The organism is Chryseobacterium sp. HNCC26DJ241 (assembly GCF_057180505.1).
In genome coordinates this window covers 1-16,564 of record NZ_JBXUGL010000025.1, presented here as the reverse complement: position 1 = coordinate 16,564, position 16,564 = coordinate 1, and the positions used below count along the sequence as shown (strand labels likewise).

Genomic DNA, 16,564 nt, shown 5'->3' with positions numbered 1-16,564 from the left:
TCCTTCATCCTCCTAACTTCATCCTCCATCCTCCTTACTTCATTCTTCATCCTTCATTTTACAAATTCTTACTATTCTATCTCATGTTTTTCTCCGTGTCCTTTATGCTGTACGGAAATTTTACCACCAACCGTACATTGACATGTAGAATCCTCTGTCAAAATTTTATAATCATTGATGGTATCTTTTTCTGTGGTTTTATCCCATTTTATAACTGCGGGGCTACACGTACTTTTGGTAATAGCACAAATCCCGAAATTCGGGATATTGGTTTCGGGTTGTTTGTCTTGCTCAGTAGCAATCAATTTATCTTCTGCTTTACTGAAGGTTTGGCTGGTTACTTTCAGCTGGCTTGGCTTTGCTCCTTTATCACAAAGAAGTATGGCTTTTTCGGTGAGTTTTTGTGGCATAATTTAATTATTCTTCATCAGCAAGAAAATTGGATTTCCCTTTTTGGGGTTCATCTTTTTTTGAAACATCTACACCTTTTTTCTTTTGGTATTCTTCCCACTGTTTTTGTTCGAAGGCTTTCCATTCAGATTCTGTATAGTCTTTGCCTTGGTAGGTTTTGTAAATAGCAGTAGATTCTTTTAGCCAAGGAAATTGTTGCTCAAAAACGGGAATAATATCTTTATAATCTAATAACCTTTTATCTATAATTTTAAAAACTTCGCCAGTATTTCCATCTATACAATATGATTTGTATTTCTGTTCCCCAAATGACCCATCTTTACCTGGTGGGTTTGCTATTGGATATTGCTCACCAATTTTAATCTTTATATACCAAAGTTTTTTAGAAGATTTGTCAGAATAATAAAAATCAATTCTTACTTTATCTCTTCCTTCACCTGTTTTAAGATTTATGTATTTATTCTCATCTAAAAATTTTAGAACCTCATTGTAACTAAATTTACCAAACTTTTTATCCTCGTCTACTTGTTGTATCAATTTTCCATTCTCATCAAAATAATACCAATATCCTATTTTGACACCTCCATTAGAGCCTAAGCTTATATCTCCAAAATACTTTCCTTTTTCTTTTATTGTACTGGGTTTATTAGGATGTTCATAAAACTCTTTATAGCTTAAATAGAAATAAGGAAATGGTGGAATTTCGTAGATATCTAACCAAGATGCCATAACTTCTCTACCTTTACCAAATACATATACATCTGATGAACGATTTGAATCTTTATATTTCTCATTTTCTTTTTCAAATTTATTGTAGTCGAATGTTTCAAACATAATGCTGTCTTTTATAGGGTTGGTATTATAGGCATAGCCTTTTGGTTTTTGGGCAACACAACCCACCAATCCTACAAAAAAAATTATAATAAATATATTTTTCATTAAGTAAATTCTATTTATCCTAGCAAACCGCCTAAAAATCCGTTTTTCTTTGGGGTGTTACTATCTCCTTTTTCGTTTTCATCGGCTAGGAAAGGACTTTTTTTGTTTTGGCTCTCATCTTGATTCTCAATTCTTGGCTCTTGATTCTCGGCTCTTGTATCTTGATTCTTCGGAGTATAAGGCTTACCTGTTCTTTTGCAGTAGTCTTCATATTGTTTTTCTTCATAGGCTTCCCATTCTGCCTTTGTGTAGTTTTTGCCTTCGTGGGTGCGGTAGATGAAGGAAGTTTTCTTTTCTTCTTTTTCATATAAAATTTCTTCCTTTTCTGTGTCGGCATTTACTATTTTTATCGATATGGTTTCGCCTGTTTGTCCATCTATTTTATATTCGGTAAAAATCACCCTCCATCTCTTATCATACATAATTGTGTAAACTCCCTGAAATCTACTTACAGAATGCGTTTTTTTGATGTCTAAAATGTCAATATTATACTCTTCCTTCATTTTTTTAGTTAAAGCCTCTATTGAAAATTTATAATCTTTATCATAATTTGTTTCTTTTATTAACTTTCCATTTTCATCGTATTCTTTCCATATACCATATACTATACTAAAAAATCTCTGTCCTTTAATTTTAATAGATTTTGTTTTTTCATGAAACATTTTAACTATTGTAATTGGAGAATTTTTCTTTTTTATATTGATGATATAATCAATATTATTTGAGCCTTTAAAATTTTGCACTTCATCTCCATTATCTAATATTTTTAATCCTGTATTTGGATTTATTGGAAGAGATTTATACTTTTCTTCATTAAAATATTCCATACTGTCTTTATTTAAATGGTTATTATTTTTAATTGTATCTGTTTGTTGTCCTTTGCAATTGATTATATTAAATAAAATTGCTATTAATAATGTATTCTTCATTTTAATTTACTTTTTTCCGTATAATATCCCATTGCCAATGCCAGGTAGTTTTACCGTCTGGTTGATAACTCATCACATTGTCTGTTGCTTTAGAAGGATCTGTACTTGCATGTACAAATACAAATTTTTGATCAGAATCATCAACTGTACCATCTGCATGAGTATGATATAACCCTAGACCATGAAGGGTCTCATGATTTAAAGTATAATTATCTCTACCATCATATAAGACAACACTCTTCTTACCAATATCTTCTACTCTTCCTCCTACATTTCGAGTAGAGTCTTCTATGCCAAAAGCAAAAACATAAAACGAGCCAACATATCTATTAGATGTAGCAGTATTCACTAATTGCCTCAAATAACTATTTAGAGTGGGCTCAGTTCTTATAATTAATCCATTAGCGGCAATGTATTTACCTCCTGTTTTAAAATTAGCATCAAGAGTTACATCTAATTCCATTACCCCCAATGCATTTATATAATCAATTAATTCTCCGTGTATTAACGCCTGATGCAAGGCATTCTGCAAATTATCTTTTTCTACAGAACTAATATTACCAGAAACATCATTTCCAACTATTCCACTTACGTTGGTTCTTACTTGTACCAACACAAATTTCTGTGTTTTTCTGTTAGTAATCGCTTTTGCTTTTCCTACTTTGGGTTTATTTAGGTTTGCACCTACAAGTATTTTCCCTGCCACTTTTCGTAAGGTAAGCTGTTCTGCTTTGGATTTTAATAAAGAATCTTTTGGATAAGCATATACTATAATTTCCTGCTGGGAAGAAAACTCTGCTATACATTTTATCGTAATATTAGTTCCCACATCTCTTTTTGCCCCAATAGATTTATTGGCTATTAGTACAGGATTGGCATCTGAACCATCTAAACCATTAATAGTAAAATATTTTTTGTCAAAAACAATGCGGATCTGGTCTGGTTCTTCTATTTCTACGTCTACCAATACTCTTAATTCAGCTTCACATGGTGGTTTTGGGAGTGTTGGACAGGCATTATATACAGCTTCAGGATAAAGATTTAAATATGGAATATAATACTTGGTTAAAGTAGGAGTACTCGCTCTTTTTATAGGTATTTGCTTATACATTTTTTCTAAAGCGGGAAAAGCTTCACCTGATTCAAATTCTGTATTACTGTCTCTATGAGGTGGTTTGCCATTTGGGGCTTCATAGCCTCCAACTAAACAATCTTCATATTTTAGTTCTGTTGTAGCGCCATTATCATCTATTCTTAACCAATCAAAACCAAATTGTCCTGTATACGTTCCATCTTGTTTAGTTCTAAATTCTACTATTACGTTGGTTATCTTATCAATAGCCTTTTTCTTTTGCGGAATTGGTTTATTAGTAAAACTATTTTTAGTAGCACCGTGCATTTCAGATACCTCTTTACTATTAATGGTTGTTAGTTTATCCGAATGTACTAGCATTTTTTCTGTTCCGTGTGCAGTAACTTCTTGAGCTTCTATATTGATGGTTTCTTTTGAGTTAATAAGAGCTTTACCGCTAAAGAGATTCATAAATCCACTAATAACTTGCTTCATAAAAGGAGTAAAAACAAAAAACTGAGACATGATATTTAAAATCATGTTATTGGAAACATTAGCTTCTACATTATTAAAGGCGTTAATTTCTACATCTGTCGCATTTATAATTAATTTTTTCGGCACATTCAGCGTTGCATTTCCCTGTCCGTCAAAATGCAGAAAATTGCCATCAGGTGTGCTTTGCTTCCAGCTTCCTTCTGCATCATTGCTTATATTTTCTATTCCGCTCCTCGTTCTTATGGCTTTTATATCATTTCCTCCGGTTGCATATCCGCTTATTTCCTTGCCATTGTATTCCGTTCCCAATACAAAAGGACGTTCCGCATTATCACCATCAAAAGCCACTTTTACACGTTCCCCGATTTCGGGAACAAAATAAGAACCTTTTCCGCCACCTCCGTGAAGACTGAGAAAACTGATCCATGGTGTTTGCTGGTTTTTTCTTTTTTGCCACTCAAACTGCACACGCACTCTTCCCAAACCATCAGGATCATTATTATCGGTTACCGTTGCAGCTTGAGATTCTGCTTTCGGAAAAGCTTCACTGTCAAAATAAGGAGAAATAAAAATATCAGGAATTCCGGTAAACTCATTGTAATAGGTATTCCCATCATGATAATGCTTTATCTCCAAAATTCGGTAGGTTTCCATCGCCTTTCCATTGATATCGATCAGTTTTGCCCTGCTTCCGATTCTGAGTTCGGGATCTTTGCTACTTCCCTTTACCCAAACCAGATGTTCCTGCTTTTCTCTTTGTCGTTTCACCGTTTCCGAAAGTTCTTTATCGGTTTTGTTGAGTGAAGTATGTGCGAAATAACTTTCGTCTTTTTCCCGAAACGTTTTATTGGAAGCATTTACAGCTATTGAATGAAAAGGATTTTCCTTATACTGAACTTGTGCAGAAGAACTGCTCTTTTCCGTTCCGTTTCCACTTTCTACATCATACGCTTGATAAGAAAAATGTTGAGGTTGTATGTGGAGTTTGAAATCTACATGAATCAGATCAATATTTTCCTCCAGAATTACAATTGGCTGAACCTTATTTCCGAATATCAATTGTTGCCCATTGTAATAAAAATATTCTCCATATCGGATGGCTAATCGTTTGATAAATTGATAATCGGATTCTTTGTATTGTACAGTGTACGGAATGGTATAATCGGTGTTGAGAGTCTCTGCCGATACTTTGGCTTCTTCCGGATAGCTGGAAACCACTTCCTGTATGATTTGCGGAAGGGTTTTATCTTCAAAACTTCTGGCTTTTGGGTTTCCATCCAATAAAATACCGGTACCCAATCCTTTGATATAAAGATGCCCATATCCGTTTTCTTTTTTATTAAGAATTTCGGAGATTATTCCGGTAAAGGTCTGTCGGATTTCTCCATATCGGTGAAATCGGATGCTAACGGTTTTCCCTAGTAGATTTTTAGAGTTTTCCATCACATAGCCTTGAAAAGTATCCAGTGCATCATCCGGCACTTTTATGGAAAATGAATCATGGTCATTAGTTTGCTGGTTAAATTGTACGGAAAAACTGGATTTTTCCAGAAAAGGTTTTCCTTCTATGGTTAGGGTACAATAGACCAATGGACTGTCTTTATCACCTAAAAAATCTTTAAAAGTTTTGGAAGAAAAATATTTTTTGATGTCATCTGGATGGTTGAGACGACCTCCAAGATGAGTGCTATGAGCCTCCTCAATAAAATTATTTTCCATATTATTTGTGTTTTTGTGTAAGTTTTTTGGATGTAATATCCTGTTTTTTTACTCCTTCATCCAAACCATCCATTTTTTTACTTTGTATTGGATGTTTAGGTTTTGGATGCAATTTCTTTTATCTTTATTCATTCTCAAAGCAGAAATTTTTATTTTTTTGCCTGCAATTAGTTGGCAAAATTGGTCAAAAGGTATTAGTTTTTCGTTATTTACAACTACTGGTATATCGTATTTTCCACATAGATAATCTTTAAAATCATCCTTGGTTTTTACCTGTGCTGCTACCTGATTCAGCAATAATTGAAATTGTTCATTAGAGATTTCAGGAGCTTTCTTTTCCACAACTGTAGAATCATTTTTTACATTGGATTTTGGAGAAACAGGAATATATTGCAGCATATCTACTAAAGGATCTTTTTGAGGGTCTCCCACAGGTAATGAAAATGCAATATGTGGTCTTTCGAATTCGTACGATTTGATATCAATTTTTTGCTTTGCACGAATGGTTTTCGGAGCTACATAAATGGTTTTAACTGCGGTATGTTCTACGTCACCATTTACAATTAATGTAATTTTTTTCTCTCCAACAGATTTAAATTTGTAAGTAGGACTTTTTCCTAACGCATCTGTGGAAGCAGTTTCACCGAAGCTCCATTCCCAAGATTCTCCACCTTCCTTTTCTGCATCAAAGTAAACAGATTCTCCAACCGTTACTACACTTGGACTGATGATGGCGGGTAAATATCCTGTTTGCTGGCTGATACTGGAAATTGTAATCATTTTTTCCTGAGTACAGTTCCCATTTATTTTTAACCGAACAATATAATCTCCCGGTTTTTTGTATGCGTGTAGAGTTCTCTGCCTTTTATCTACAGCAGAACTATCTCCAAAATCCCATTCCCAAGATTTTGCACCGTCTGTGTCATCATAAAATTCTACCACCTTATTTACAGTAAATTCATCTGCATGAATGACATATTTTGCATTTGCGCAGTCTACATGTTGAAGGTATTGGTAGGAAAGAAATAGTAAACTGATTAGTAACAGAATGCCTAAACTTATATATACTTTAGGGTCTATATTAGAAAAAAAATTAACCTTGCTTTTCTTCATTGTATTTTTTGAAATGAGACAAATATAAATAAGATTTTTTTAAAAAACAGTATTTGACATTTAATTTTTTTAATTACTTTTGTAAAAATGCTTTGATGAAATATCGTGTATATTCTGTCTATAAAACTGTATTTACTTCTTTTTTGGTTTTTAGTTTTGTTTCCTGTGGTAGTAAAAAATACGTACAGGAAATTCCTTATAACTATTCTTCTGAACAGTTTGTTGAAGTTGCAAATGAACAGAAAGAAAAAACGGATTCACAATATACCAGTGTGGATGATAATCCGGAAGGTTTAAGTGATGATATTTTAAAAATTAAAGAAAAATATTCTATAATAATGGAGGTTATGCCGAAAGAAGTTACGAATTATGATCTTTACTCTTACATCGATAGATGGATAGGTACTCCTTACAAAAAGCAAGGACTGGAAGAAAAGGTAGGTGTAGATTGTTCATACTTTATTCAGGCGCTTTATAGCGATGTTTATAAAGAAACATTTTTGAAAACTCCGGATGGTATTTTTCGTTCAAAAGCATTACAGCTTTTTACGGGAAGAACATTTTTAAAAGAAGGTGATATTTTGTTTTTTAGGTATGATAAGTTTCATCCTATTTCCGATGTGGGGATTTATTTACAAAATGACAGGATTCTTGCCTGTACTGTAAATGGATTAAATATTTATGATTTTAATGACGAATATTTTCAGCTAAGATACGTAGCTGCAGGAAGGTTGAAACCGAAAAAATAAGTATGGAAAAGTTTAATAATCTGGTTCAGCATATAACTTCTTTAAAACATGACATCAGAGCAGAGGTCATTATCAATGATTTGCTCAAAAATAAGGATATTCAAGAAGGACAATATGTAATTCATAAAGAAGGCCAGTTTTCAAGAGCATATCGTTATGATGTTCTGGATTCAGAGGTTATAGATTATGATTATGATACTTTGCAGATACTCAAACTTACACTTTCCAGAGATAGTGTTTATGATATGCTTCCAGAAAATATGGTGCATAGCGTAAAGAATGATGCTCCTGGAAAGGATGTAGATGTTATGATTAGGGAGTATCAGAATCAAAGAAAGCAACAAAAAGCAGCAAGGAGTTTTTTTCAACCTTTTGAAAACGAAATTTTTAATTACGGAGTAAATATTGAAGGATTTGAACGGAAATTTTTATCAGATCTGAATGGCTCACTTGTTCCAGATATGTTCTATGATTTTTGGGGTATAAGTAAAGATTTTCCGGAACTGTTGATTTCAAAATTTATAAGAATTCTTCCATTTGCATATAAAATAGTGGGAAATATAGAATTGGCATGTAAAATCTTAGCTGTTTTACTGGAAGAGGAAGTTCATGTCAATAATAAAAGCTATCAAAAATATTCGGATAAAGAGCAGAGTATTTCATTGGGAGAAAGCAGACTTGGCTTGGATTTCATCACCGGCAATAGTTATGATGATTATTCAAGTCATTTCAATATACAAATAGGCCCTCTTGAAAATTCAAACTTTGTAGATTATATCCATGATGGCAAAAAGAAAAAATTTTTGGAATTGTATTATGAATATTTTTTTCCAATAGAAGTGGAGATAGAAACGACTATTCTTCTACCACAAGATAAACAAAACTTTGAATTCACCTCTAAAGAAAGTTCAATTTTAGGATATAATACGCGTATATGATGAAACTGAAAAAATATTTCACTAATTTAATAGAACCAAGTATTTTAGCAGCTGTACTGGTTTGTTTGGTAATAGCGATCATCCTTACGATGATCTTTTCGCAAAAAATTCCGGAGTTCAAACAAAAATATAAAGCCAAATTTTACATTTATCTTTTTTCCATTGCATTTGCCTATTCTGTCATTGCGTTTTTAGGATTTAACAAATTATTTTTAGATAATAATCTTTACGAATTTATTTTTTATCAAGTATGTTCATTACTGTTAGGTATTGTTCATTGCTATATGTATCGATATTATTTTAACAAATTTGAAGTCAAAAAATCAGGAATAGAATATCTTTTTGCGCTTATCACTATTATTTATTCGGTTATTCCGTTCTTCCTTATTTATACATTTTTGAATGGTATTGATTTCACTTTTTTAATGTTGGGTCATTACATCATGTTTTTTATTCCGACTTTCCTAAATGATACCTTTAATAAAGCTATGGCTATTCCTCCAAAAATTTATAAAACATGGCAATTTCCAGAAAATTATAAAGAATTGGCAGGAGTGAGCGAAGAAGAAATGAGAGATTTGGTAGTGTTTACCTTTTTAATGGATAAAGATAAATATGCTAAAAGATATAGCGTCTATCGGGCAAAAGGTCCTACAAGAATAGATTTTGGAAGATTGTTTTACAATTTTGTGTTGGATTATAACGACAGGCATACAGAAGATCAGATAGAAATTGAAGGTGCGGATGGTTTGTATAGTTGGGTGTTTTTTCTTCAACCGAAGTGGTATGAATCTACAAAATATATAGATCCGGATCTTACATTGTATATGAATGGTATTGAGGAAAACAGTGTTATTTTCTGTATGAGAACAAACGAAATGACACCTTCTGAAAAAACGGTGAAAAATGAAGAGCCTGATTTTGAATACAGTCAGGAAAGAGATAACAAAAGAGTAATCAGCGAATAAAAAACAAAACTAATGATAGAAAAGTTAAACCACTTTCCCGTAAATTGGATAGACGGGATGAAAATCAATAAAAATCATTTTATTGACGTTCAGAATTTCGTGAGCGATTCCATAAGAGATTCTGTCGGGATTCATACTTCACTTATTAATTTTGGGCTTCTTCCGGTAAGTGATTCCATCAAGATGAATCTCATCATCGATAATCATAAATTATTGAGAATTAAAGTAGAAGAATGTCATGCTATTACTCCAAGTGGTTCAAGAATAGATATTGGTACAGGTACTTCTGAGGGAATTAATCTGTCAATTCCTTATCCGGAAGCGGTTTACGAAATAAAAGATAATGAAAGTATTGTTCTTTTTGCTTGCCTTTCTGTTAATCATTTTAAGAGAACTCCTTTTGGTGAACCCGATCCTGAGGAAAATCCACCAAGATATCCTTATACTCAACCGGAATATTCCCTAAATCTTATTCCTGAAAAAGAACTGAAAAGTAATTTTGGATTTGGAATCAATTATCTTACTATCGGAAAAATTTTGGTAAATGCAGGAGAATCAAGAATAGATGAAGATTATATTCCGCCGTGTGTAAGTGTTTCAAGCCATAAAAAACTTCAAGATTTGTATGTGGAAATAGATCGTTTTTATGGGCAAATTGAGCTTTATGCTGTACAAATCGAACAAAAAATTCATGTAAAAAGACAAACGAATTCTCTAGCTGTAATGATGGAGTACATGTCTGATAAAACGCTGAATTATTTAGGTCGTGAAATTAATACGTTTCGTTGGTTGTCTCCTCATGTTTCCCCTGCCAATATGCTATTGTCGGTAGTGGGATTAGCACGTGCATTGAAGAATTTTATTGATGCAAGATCGGGAGCCGGAAAAGAAGAATTACTGAATTATTTTGCTGAATGGTGTAACGTAAGTCAGGGACATTTTGAGACTATCTTTTCGGATGTTATTAATTCTGATTATAATCATAATCAAATGGATATTACAATTACAAAAATTGTTCGATTTATGGAGACTTTGGAAGATCTGTTCTCTATACTCAATAAATTGGATTATATAGGTAAAAAACGTGACGGAAGCATATTTGTGTCCGAAAATACTGATGACAGAGATGCTGTTATCCATGCTAAACGAAGCCGAACTTTTCTTGCAGATTAAATTATAATTAAACACAAATATCAGATTATCACAATATGGAAGTCCTTAACAAAAAAGAGAGATCAAGAGCTTTTTCATTTTTTATTTTATTTTTCATTATTACGGTTATAGTATTAGTAATAGCAGTTTTTTTTAATGCTTATTTTCCTTTCAAAGAAAACCGCCTGTTGAAGGCAGAAAATGCTAAAATGAAGAAAGAAATGGAAATACAGGACAAATTTTCTTTTCAGCTGGAGAAGGTGAAAGCAGCGGTAGATTCTATCGGAGTTCCCGGTCAGAACGATTTTTTTAATGAAAAACTGGCTTTGTCAATTCTTGCAGATATGTATAAACAACTCCCAAAAGATACTCTGAAAAATAAAGTAATGTATAACAATACCATTATGACTTTCAAAGATCTGGTGGATGCAAAAAAGGAAATCAAACAACTTTCAGGAAACCAAACAACAATGGATAGTTTAAGTACTATTAATAAAACACTGAAAGCAGAATACGATAAGATAAGAACGGATTTAGAAGTTTGCAGACAATTGTATCAGGCTCAATAATTTGTGAATAGTATGCAGAAATATAAAATTCTTTTCTTATTCATTTTTTTCAGTTTCTGTTTGCTGAATGCACAAGGTCGTGCAGATATAGACAGTGCAAATTATGGAAGTTTCGATTGTGGGATTGTGCAGACCAAGCAAAAGCTGAAGAATAAATTTTTTGCGAGTACACCACCAATACACCTTCGGGTGAATAATTCGGAGTATGTGTATGCTACTTTACAATTTGGGAAAAGAAAAAATAAGATCTTCATGTATCTACAGATTTTAGATAAAAATGTCTGTATTAAAAAAGATAAAGTAGTGGATATCTATTTTAAATCCGGAGAAGTGATCACTTATAAAAATGATTTTCCACTGAATTGTGATGGTTTTTTTGCCAAACAATTAAAGAAAAAAGAATATTTAAAACTCAGGGAAAATGAGATTGGATCTATCAAATTATATACATACGAAAAAAATTATGAGTTTTATATAAGTGAAGTTCAAAATTATAATATTGATAATCAGGTAGATTGTTTGTCTGTTTATAAAGTGAAAAAATCAGATGAAGTGAAAGTAAAAAAAGATAAAAAGAAAAAAAATGAGCCCGCTTCCGGAACTTAATCTCAATTTGGGAATGACAAATAATCTCGGATCTCCTTTCTATGGCGGAAATGGAGAAGAGGGAACTGTTACCAAAACTGATTCGGGACTTCGGCAGCATACAATTTCTATTATCATCTCAGATCAGGAAGTAGGGAAAATAAATTTGAAATTAAATGAAAACGAGATTGAGATTCCTACTTATAAACTCACTGTTACGGATGATAAAACTAATGAAACTGAGGCTTATCAAGTGACGAGAGATACGCTTAGCTTCGTAAAATCGACAACAAAGAAAAATTTTCTTTCTTTTTTAGGATTCAAAAGATTTGACAAGACCTCTTTTTTCTATGAAAATATACCTTTTGAACCCAAACTGGAAACTATAGAAAAGTTTGATATTTCAAGACATAGAAAACTAAATCATGATGAGCTGGTCTATCAATTGAAAAATGAAAACTCAAATGCAACTTTGTATGCAGGCGATATCAATTCATTTAGCAAATATGAAAACGGGAATCAATATTTCATAGTAGTAGACAAAGATGGAGGGAAAAGTTTTATAGGAGATATTTTATATAGAGAAAAATTTTTAAAACTTACACCAAAAGTAGAATTACAGATTATTCGTCGGAAAAAAGTTCCAAAGAATTTTGAATACGATGATTCAGGGAATATTAAAAACATTGTTTATTTATAATACTCAGCCAGAATGAAAGGAATTTATTATAAAACGCCCATTGATTTTGGATCAATTATCGATAAAAAAGATACTGATAAAATTTCTATAGACAATTCTATCGGTCAGCATATATTTCTTATTGCAACTACAGCTTTAGGAGAATGTAAGTTTGATGAAACTTTTGGTACGGAGATATGGGAAATGGATTTCGATCTCTTGAAAAGCGATAATAGCTTAAAAGAGTTTATTATGACTACGATTAAAAAATCTATTACCATGCATGAAAGGAGACTTCTTTTGGAAGATGTGGAAGTTTCTGTAAGAGATCATAACTTAGGAACATTAGGAAAGAAAAGAATGAAGAAAAAAGTAGTGATCTCTGTAAAAGGTCAGGTTTTGGAAACCAATCGTCCTTTCCTTTTTCAAAATTCTTTTTTTGTAGGACCCCTTTCTTATTGATTAAAGTATGAACCAAGAACGAATAAAAGATAGAATACTGCGAAGAGCAGCCAGAATGTGGGGATACAACGAGTTGGAAGCCGAAACGTCTTTCGATCCGATTGTAGGATTGCTCCTTTCTGCAACTGCCTCCGAACTGGAAAAATTGGGATTCGAGCTGGAAAGTTCCCGTTCCCGTATTATTGAACGTATTCTTGAAATTATGTTTCCGGAAGAAGTTTCGGGAGTTATTCCGTCAAGAACTTTGCTTCAGGTTTTTCCGTTGGAAAATCGTGCAAAAATATCTTTGTATAATCAGTTCAAGACGAATAAAAGAGTTCATAATGTTTTTAATCCGGCTGAAACGGTAAACAAAGATATTTTCTTTTGCCCTACAATTGAGGCGGAACTTACCACTGCTAAAATAGAATATATAGCTTACGGAAATACACTGAATCGTGTGGAAAGTTTCTTCTTTAATGATGTGGTTTCAAGAAGTCAAAATCATATTCCTTCGGGAGAAATGTGGATAGGAATTCGTTGTCCGGAAAAAAATGATTTGGAAAATTTGATGTTCTACATTGATATCAATAACAATTATCAAAAAGAGCTCTTCTTTTATTATCTGAGACAAGTGAAAATATTTTTTGGAGATAAAGTGTTTTCGCTTAAGGAAGGATATAACATTGATCGGGAGAACATCAATCTGGAAAATATCATTACCAAAAATTATTCGGATTTAGAACATATCTATAATGAGGTTAATCAGTATTATTTTTCCAATTATTTTACACTAAAAGATAAAATCTCTTTTGCAGACAAACCTCAAAGTGAAGAATTGTTTTCAAAATATTTCATTGATAATGCACTTTCAGAAGAAGATAATCTGATCTGGCTGAAATTCAAATTTTCCGAAGCTGTAGTAGGAGAGGTGCTTGAAAATGTAAATGTTGCTCTGAATTGTATTCCGGTGATTAATACCTATAATGTGAAATCGTACAGAAGAGTAACAGGAAGACTCAATATTATTCCTATTCAGTCCGATGATTATTTTTTGGATTTGGATTATGTTTCTGATGATAGAGGGAGAAGATTTGATGTGAAAAATTATGCAACGGAAAATAATGCCATTTCTGCTGTATTGCGAAAAGGAGGAGTGGCGCGTTTTGATCAGAGAAGTGCTTCGGAATTATTGCAATATTTATTGGAACTTATAAAAGATGAAACAGCTGCTTTTTCAGGATTGGGCGGAGATTCTGCAAAAGAAACTTTAAGACAAATTAATCAGAATGTTGCAGCACTTCATCAATTAGCAAAAGAGAAAAGTTTTTCTCAGGCTAATAATCCTTATCTTATTATTACCTCCGATTCTCAGGATACAGAAATTGCATGCAATATTTCTTACTGGCTCACACTTGCTGAAGAGGGAAATGATATAAAACCGGCAACAATTCTCACTGTAGAAGATTCCGAAAAATCAATTCTTGATAAAACAGCGGTAATGATTAAGGCTTCTACAGGTGGAAGAAAAAGTCTTTCTGTGCAAGATAAAATCTTAGAATATAGAAATTCTTTGCTTACAAGAGGTAGAATTGTGACGGTTGCTGATATCAAAGCGGTAGGAATGAATCATTTTAAAAGTTTAGTAAAAGATATTGAAGTACAAAAAGGAACAAAAAAGGAAGTTTCCTTAAAAGGCGGATTTAGCAGAACAATTGATATTTTTTTAATTAAAAATCAAGAAGCAACAGAGACAATAGAAAATTCTGAATGGGAATATTTGCGTGAAAGTTTCCTTCAAAAACTTAAAAAGGCATCAGCTAATATTTATCCATATAGAATTTTTGAAAAATAAATTAAATATTTGATGTTTTTTATATTTTTATTAAATATTTTTATTATTTTAGTGAATTAATTTTGATTAAATTTAACTTTTAAATAAAAACACTATGTTATCAAACAAAGGTATTGGTGGAAATGAAGTTCCATTAGACGCAAGTGAGGCGATATTAGAGATCCCTCAAAACAGAACGCTTTTAGCTCAAAAATTAACTGCAGACGATCCTGTTAGACCTGAGCTTATTGAAGGATTAACAACCATTGAGAAAGTTTTTGAACACTTTAAACCTGAGGTTAAAGTGGATTTTGAGGACGCTGATGGTGCTGTAAAAATGGAAAACCTGAAATTTAAGAATCTTGGGGATTTCGGAACAAAAGGTATTACGGCACAAAGTGGTTTTTTAACCGGGTTGGAAACTGAAAAAGATCAGTATCAGAAAATTATCAAACAGTTGAAAAGCAATAAAATTTTGAAAGCTGCTTTGGAAGATCCCGATGCGAAAAAAGCACTTCAAGATACATTACAATCATTAATCAAGGAATTAGAAGAAAATAAATAATTTAAAAACACAAATAATAATATGGCAAAGCAAGAAACACAACAAGTGGAAGCTCCTGTTCTTGAGCAAAAGAAAGGGCAGGTATCAATTGATAGATCTATAGAGAAATTAGCTCGTTATGGTGGTTTTGATTTATTGGAAACTTCTATAGAGGGTGTTCAGAATATCAATCCGGATAGAAAGGCGAGAAGAAAAATTTTCTTGACTGAAAAAGGAAAAGAGAAAGAAAGAGAAACGCTTAAAAAAACATTAGAGTTATGGGCTAGTGTTATTGGTAAAAGTGATGCTCTAACAGATATGGTTGCAGATTGTGAAGATCAAAGAAAATCTGCAGAAGATTTGCTTACTAAAAATCTTTATAAAGCAGTTGATGCTACAAGAGAATTAGAGGTTAATTACAGAACGGCTGCATTATTTTATAAAAATACAGAATCGGATAAAGTAAAGAATATCACGGTAGTGAATGCGACTTTGGATCAATTAAAAGACCTTGATAATACAAGATTTATAGATACAATCCACGCAGAATTAGCAGATAACTATGATAGATTGGATCTTAAAAACAATTATGGAATTTTGGTAATTCCTGGATATTTAGGTTCTAATAAAGTAGTGGAAAAATGGGCAAAATTGGCTCATGAAAATAAAGTAATGTTGGTTACAGATTTTGAGCACCTTGATGAGCCGGATGATGTTATGGAAATGTTTGACCAAGCCTATTTAACAGGTGGAGATGTTTACAGAGCAAATGTTTTAATGACTTGTAACTGGCTGGTAGGAAGAGGAAGATTTGAAGAAATTGAAGAATCAGAAGATCTTTACGTTCCGCCATCCGCAGCTTTAGCCGGAAAAATCTATAAAACGTTGATGTCTCAGGTTACTGCAGGTAAAAAATTTGGTGGTATTAATGAAGTTGATGGTGTTAAATTTGATCTTAAGAAAAGCGAAATTGCTAATTTGGAGAACCTTGGATTGATTCCAATGGTGAATGAATACGGAAAAGTAATGGCATTTTCAGGAAAAACATTATTTAATGGGGATAATTTAGGTCTTCAAACGTATTCTGTAGTAAGAGTGTTTGATTATGTAACCAAAGTTTTGATGGATTTCTTGAATAGAAGAGCTTTTGAAAATTTTACGGCTGTTACAAGAAAAGAAATTATGGGTCAAATTGTTCGCTTCTTGGACGGAATCACCGGACCGGGTAAATTGATCGAAAATTTTGAAGTCAGAAGATTTGAACAAGATCCGATTCAAAAAGATAGAATTCATTTGGATATCCACATGAAGCCATATTTCCCTGCTAAAAACTTCCTTATCAAAATGGATGGACACAAAGGGGATGATGGAAATGAATGGGAAACTGAATACGAGCAGAAATAGTAAAAAATATTTCATATATTTAA

The 16,564-nt window shown here is 32.5% G+C and carries 16 protein-coding genes; 11 read left to right on the top strand and 5 right to left on the bottom strand.

Annotation, left to right across the window (positions count from 1 at the left end):
• Positions 1–71 precede the first annotated feature (71 nt).
• The 5 genes from AC2A1C_RS11740 to AC2A1C_RS11720 are packed head-to-tail and all read right to left on the bottom strand — an operon-like array spanning position 72 to position 6,678.
• Positions 72–410 (bottom strand): DUF4280 domain-containing protein, encoded by a 339-nt coding sequence (locus tag AC2A1C_RS11740; protein ID WP_484025907.1) that lies wholly within the window; start codon positions 408–410, stop codon positions 72–74.
• Positions 411–417: 7 nt separating this feature from the next.
• Positions 418–1,350, bottom strand: a complete 933-nt coding sequence (locus AC2A1C_RS11735; protein WP_484025906.1) for a hypothetical protein — start codon at positions 1,348–1,350, stop codon at positions 418–420.
• Between the two features lie 14 nt (positions 1,351–1,364).
• A complete protein-coding gene (locus tag AC2A1C_RS11730) occupies positions 1,365–2,279 on the bottom strand; it encodes a hypothetical protein (RefSeq protein WP_484025905.1) in 915 nt (304 codons plus the stop codon).
• 1 nt (position 2,280) lies between these two features.
• Positions 2,281–5,565 carry a phage baseplate assembly protein V gene (locus AC2A1C_RS11725; RefSeq protein WP_484025904.1) on the bottom strand — a complete coding sequence of 1,095 codons (3,285 nt, stop codon included), beginning with the start codon at positions 5,563–5,565 and terminating at the stop codon, positions 2,281–2,283.
• 48 nt (positions 5,566–5,613) lie between these two features.
• Entirely contained in the window at positions 5,614–6,678 is a 1,065-nt protein-coding gene (locus tag AC2A1C_RS11720; RefSeq protein ID WP_484025903.1) for a PKD domain-containing protein, read from the bottom strand.
• A 95-nt stretch (positions 6,679–6,773) separates the two neighbouring features.
• Between AC2A1C_RS11720 and AC2A1C_RS11715 the strand changes: the two genes are divergently transcribed.
• From AC2A1C_RS11715 to AC2A1C_RS11665, 11 genes are all read left to right on the top strand, one after another.
• Entirely contained in the window at positions 6,774–7,427 is a 654-nt protein-coding gene (locus AC2A1C_RS11715) for a C40 family peptidase (RefSeq protein ID WP_484025902.1), read from the top strand.
• Positions 7,428–7,429: 2 nt separating this feature from the next.
• On the top strand, positions 7,430–8,365 hold the full coding sequence (locus AC2A1C_RS11710; protein WP_484025901.1) for a type VI secretion system baseplate subunit TssG: 936 nt from the start codon (positions 7,430–7,432) through the stop codon (positions 8,363–8,365).
• Positions 8,362–9,333, top strand: coding sequence for a TssN family type VI secretion system protein (locus AC2A1C_RS11705; protein WP_484025900.1), 972 nt, complete (start codon positions 8,362–8,364; stop codon positions 9,331–9,333). The genes AC2A1C_RS11710 and AC2A1C_RS11705 overlap by 4 nt, the downstream gene beginning before the upstream one ends.
• Positions 9,334–9,345: 12 nt before the next feature.
• Positions 9,346–10,506 carry a type VI secretion system baseplate subunit TssK gene (tssK, locus tag AC2A1C_RS11700; protein WP_484025899.1) on the top strand — a complete coding sequence of 387 codons (1,161 nt, stop codon included), beginning with the start codon at positions 9,346–9,348 and terminating at the stop codon, positions 10,504–10,506.
• 35 nt (positions 10,507–10,541) lie between these two features.
• The gene (gene tssO / locus AC2A1C_RS11695) at positions 10,542–11,054 is read left to right on the top strand and encodes a type VI secretion system TssO (protein ID WP_484025898.1); all 513 of its coding nucleotides are present in this window, start codon (positions 10,542–10,544) and stop codon (positions 11,052–11,054) included.
• Positions 11,055–11,066: 12 nt separating this feature from the next.
• Positions 11,067–11,660 (top strand): hypothetical protein, encoded by a 594-nt coding sequence (locus AC2A1C_RS11690; RefSeq protein WP_484025897.1) that lies wholly within the window; start codon positions 11,067–11,069, stop codon positions 11,658–11,660.
• Positions 11,638–12,339 carry a hypothetical protein gene (locus AC2A1C_RS11685; protein WP_484025896.1) on the top strand — a complete coding sequence of 234 codons (702 nt, stop codon included), beginning with the start codon at positions 11,638–11,640 and terminating at the stop codon, positions 12,337–12,339. The genes AC2A1C_RS11690 and AC2A1C_RS11685 overlap by 23 nt, the downstream gene beginning before the upstream one ends.
• A 12-nt stretch (positions 12,340–12,351) precedes the next feature.
• A complete protein-coding gene (locus AC2A1C_RS11680) occupies positions 12,352–12,780 on the top strand; it encodes a GPW/gp25 family protein (protein ID WP_484025895.1) in 429 nt (142 codons plus the stop codon).
• Between the two features lie 7 nt (positions 12,781–12,787).
• Positions 12,788–14,614: a type VI secretion system baseplate subunit TssF gene (locus AC2A1C_RS11675; RefSeq protein ID WP_484025894.1), complete on the top strand. Its 1,827-nt coding sequence runs from the start codon at positions 12,788–12,790 to the stop codon at positions 14,612–14,614.
• Positions 14,615–14,708: 94 nt separating this feature from the next.
• Positions 14,709–15,158, top strand: a complete 450-nt coding sequence (locus tag AC2A1C_RS11670; RefSeq protein ID WP_484025893.1) for a hypothetical protein — start codon at positions 14,709–14,711, stop codon at positions 15,156–15,158.
• Between the two features lie 21 nt (positions 15,159–15,179).
• Positions 15,180–16,541 carry a DUF5458 family protein gene (locus AC2A1C_RS11665; RefSeq protein ID WP_484025892.1) on the top strand — a complete coding sequence of 454 codons (1,362 nt, stop codon included), beginning with the start codon at positions 15,180–15,182 and terminating at the stop codon, positions 16,539–16,541.
• Positions 16,542–16,564 lie beyond the last annotated feature (23 nt).

Bases quoted from the DNA above. Each gene is read 5' to 3' on its own strand.
- AC2A1C_RS11725 (WP_484025904.1), bottom strand. From the start codon at position 5,565: ATGGAAAATAATTTTATTGAGGAGGCTCATAGCACTCATCTTGGAGGT.
- AC2A1C_RS11690 (WP_484025897.1), top strand. From the start codon at position 11,067: ATGCAGAAATATAAAATTCTTTTCTTATTCATTTTTTTCAGTTTCTGT.
- AC2A1C_RS11710 (WP_484025901.1), top strand. From the start codon at position 7,430: ATGGAAAAGTTTAATAATCTGGTTCAGCATATAACTTCTTTAAAACAT.
- AC2A1C_RS11735 (WP_484025906.1), bottom strand. From the start codon at position 1,350: ATGAAAAATATATTTATTATAATTTTTTTTGTAGGATTGGTGGGTTGT.
- AC2A1C_RS11675 (WP_484025894.1), top strand. From the start codon at position 12,788: ATGAACCAAGAACGAATAAAAGATAGAATACTGCGAAGAGCAGCCAGA.
- AC2A1C_RS11720 (WP_484025903.1), bottom strand. From the start codon at position 6,678: ATGAAGAAAAGCAAGGTTAATTTTTTTTCTAATATAGACCCTAAAGTA.
- AC2A1C_RS11685 (WP_484025896.1), top strand. From the start codon at position 11,638: ATGAGCCCGCTTCCGGAACTTAATCTCAATTTGGGAATGACAAATAAT.
- tssO (WP_484025898.1), top strand. From the start codon at position 10,542: ATGGAAGTCCTTAACAAAAAAGAGAGATCAAGAGCTTTTTCATTTTTT.
- tssK (WP_484025899.1), top strand. From the start codon at position 9,346: ATGATAGAAAAGTTAAACCACTTTCCCGTAAATTGGATAGACGGGATG.
- AC2A1C_RS11670 (WP_484025893.1), top strand. From the start codon at position 14,709: ATGTTATCAAACAAAGGTATTGGTGGAAATGAAGTTCCATTAGACGCA.
- AC2A1C_RS11705 (WP_484025900.1), top strand. From the start codon at position 8,362: ATGATGAAACTGAAAAAATATTTCACTAATTTAATAGAACCAAGTATT.
- AC2A1C_RS11730 (WP_484025905.1), bottom strand. From the start codon at position 2,279: ATGAAGAATACATTATTAATAGCAATTTTATTTAATATAATCAATTGC.
- AC2A1C_RS11665 (WP_484025892.1), top strand. From the start codon at position 15,180: ATGGCAAAGCAAGAAACACAACAAGTGGAAGCTCCTGTTCTTGAGCAA.
- AC2A1C_RS11680 (WP_484025895.1), top strand. From the start codon at position 12,352: ATGAAAGGAATTTATTATAAAACGCCCATTGATTTTGGATCAATTATC.
- AC2A1C_RS11740 (WP_484025907.1), bottom strand. From the start codon at position 410: ATGCCACAAAAACTCACCGAAAAAGCCATACTTCTTTGTGATAAAGGA.
- AC2A1C_RS11715 (WP_484025902.1), top strand. From the start codon at position 6,774: ATGAAATATCGTGTATATTCTGTCTATAAAACTGTATTTACTTCTTTT.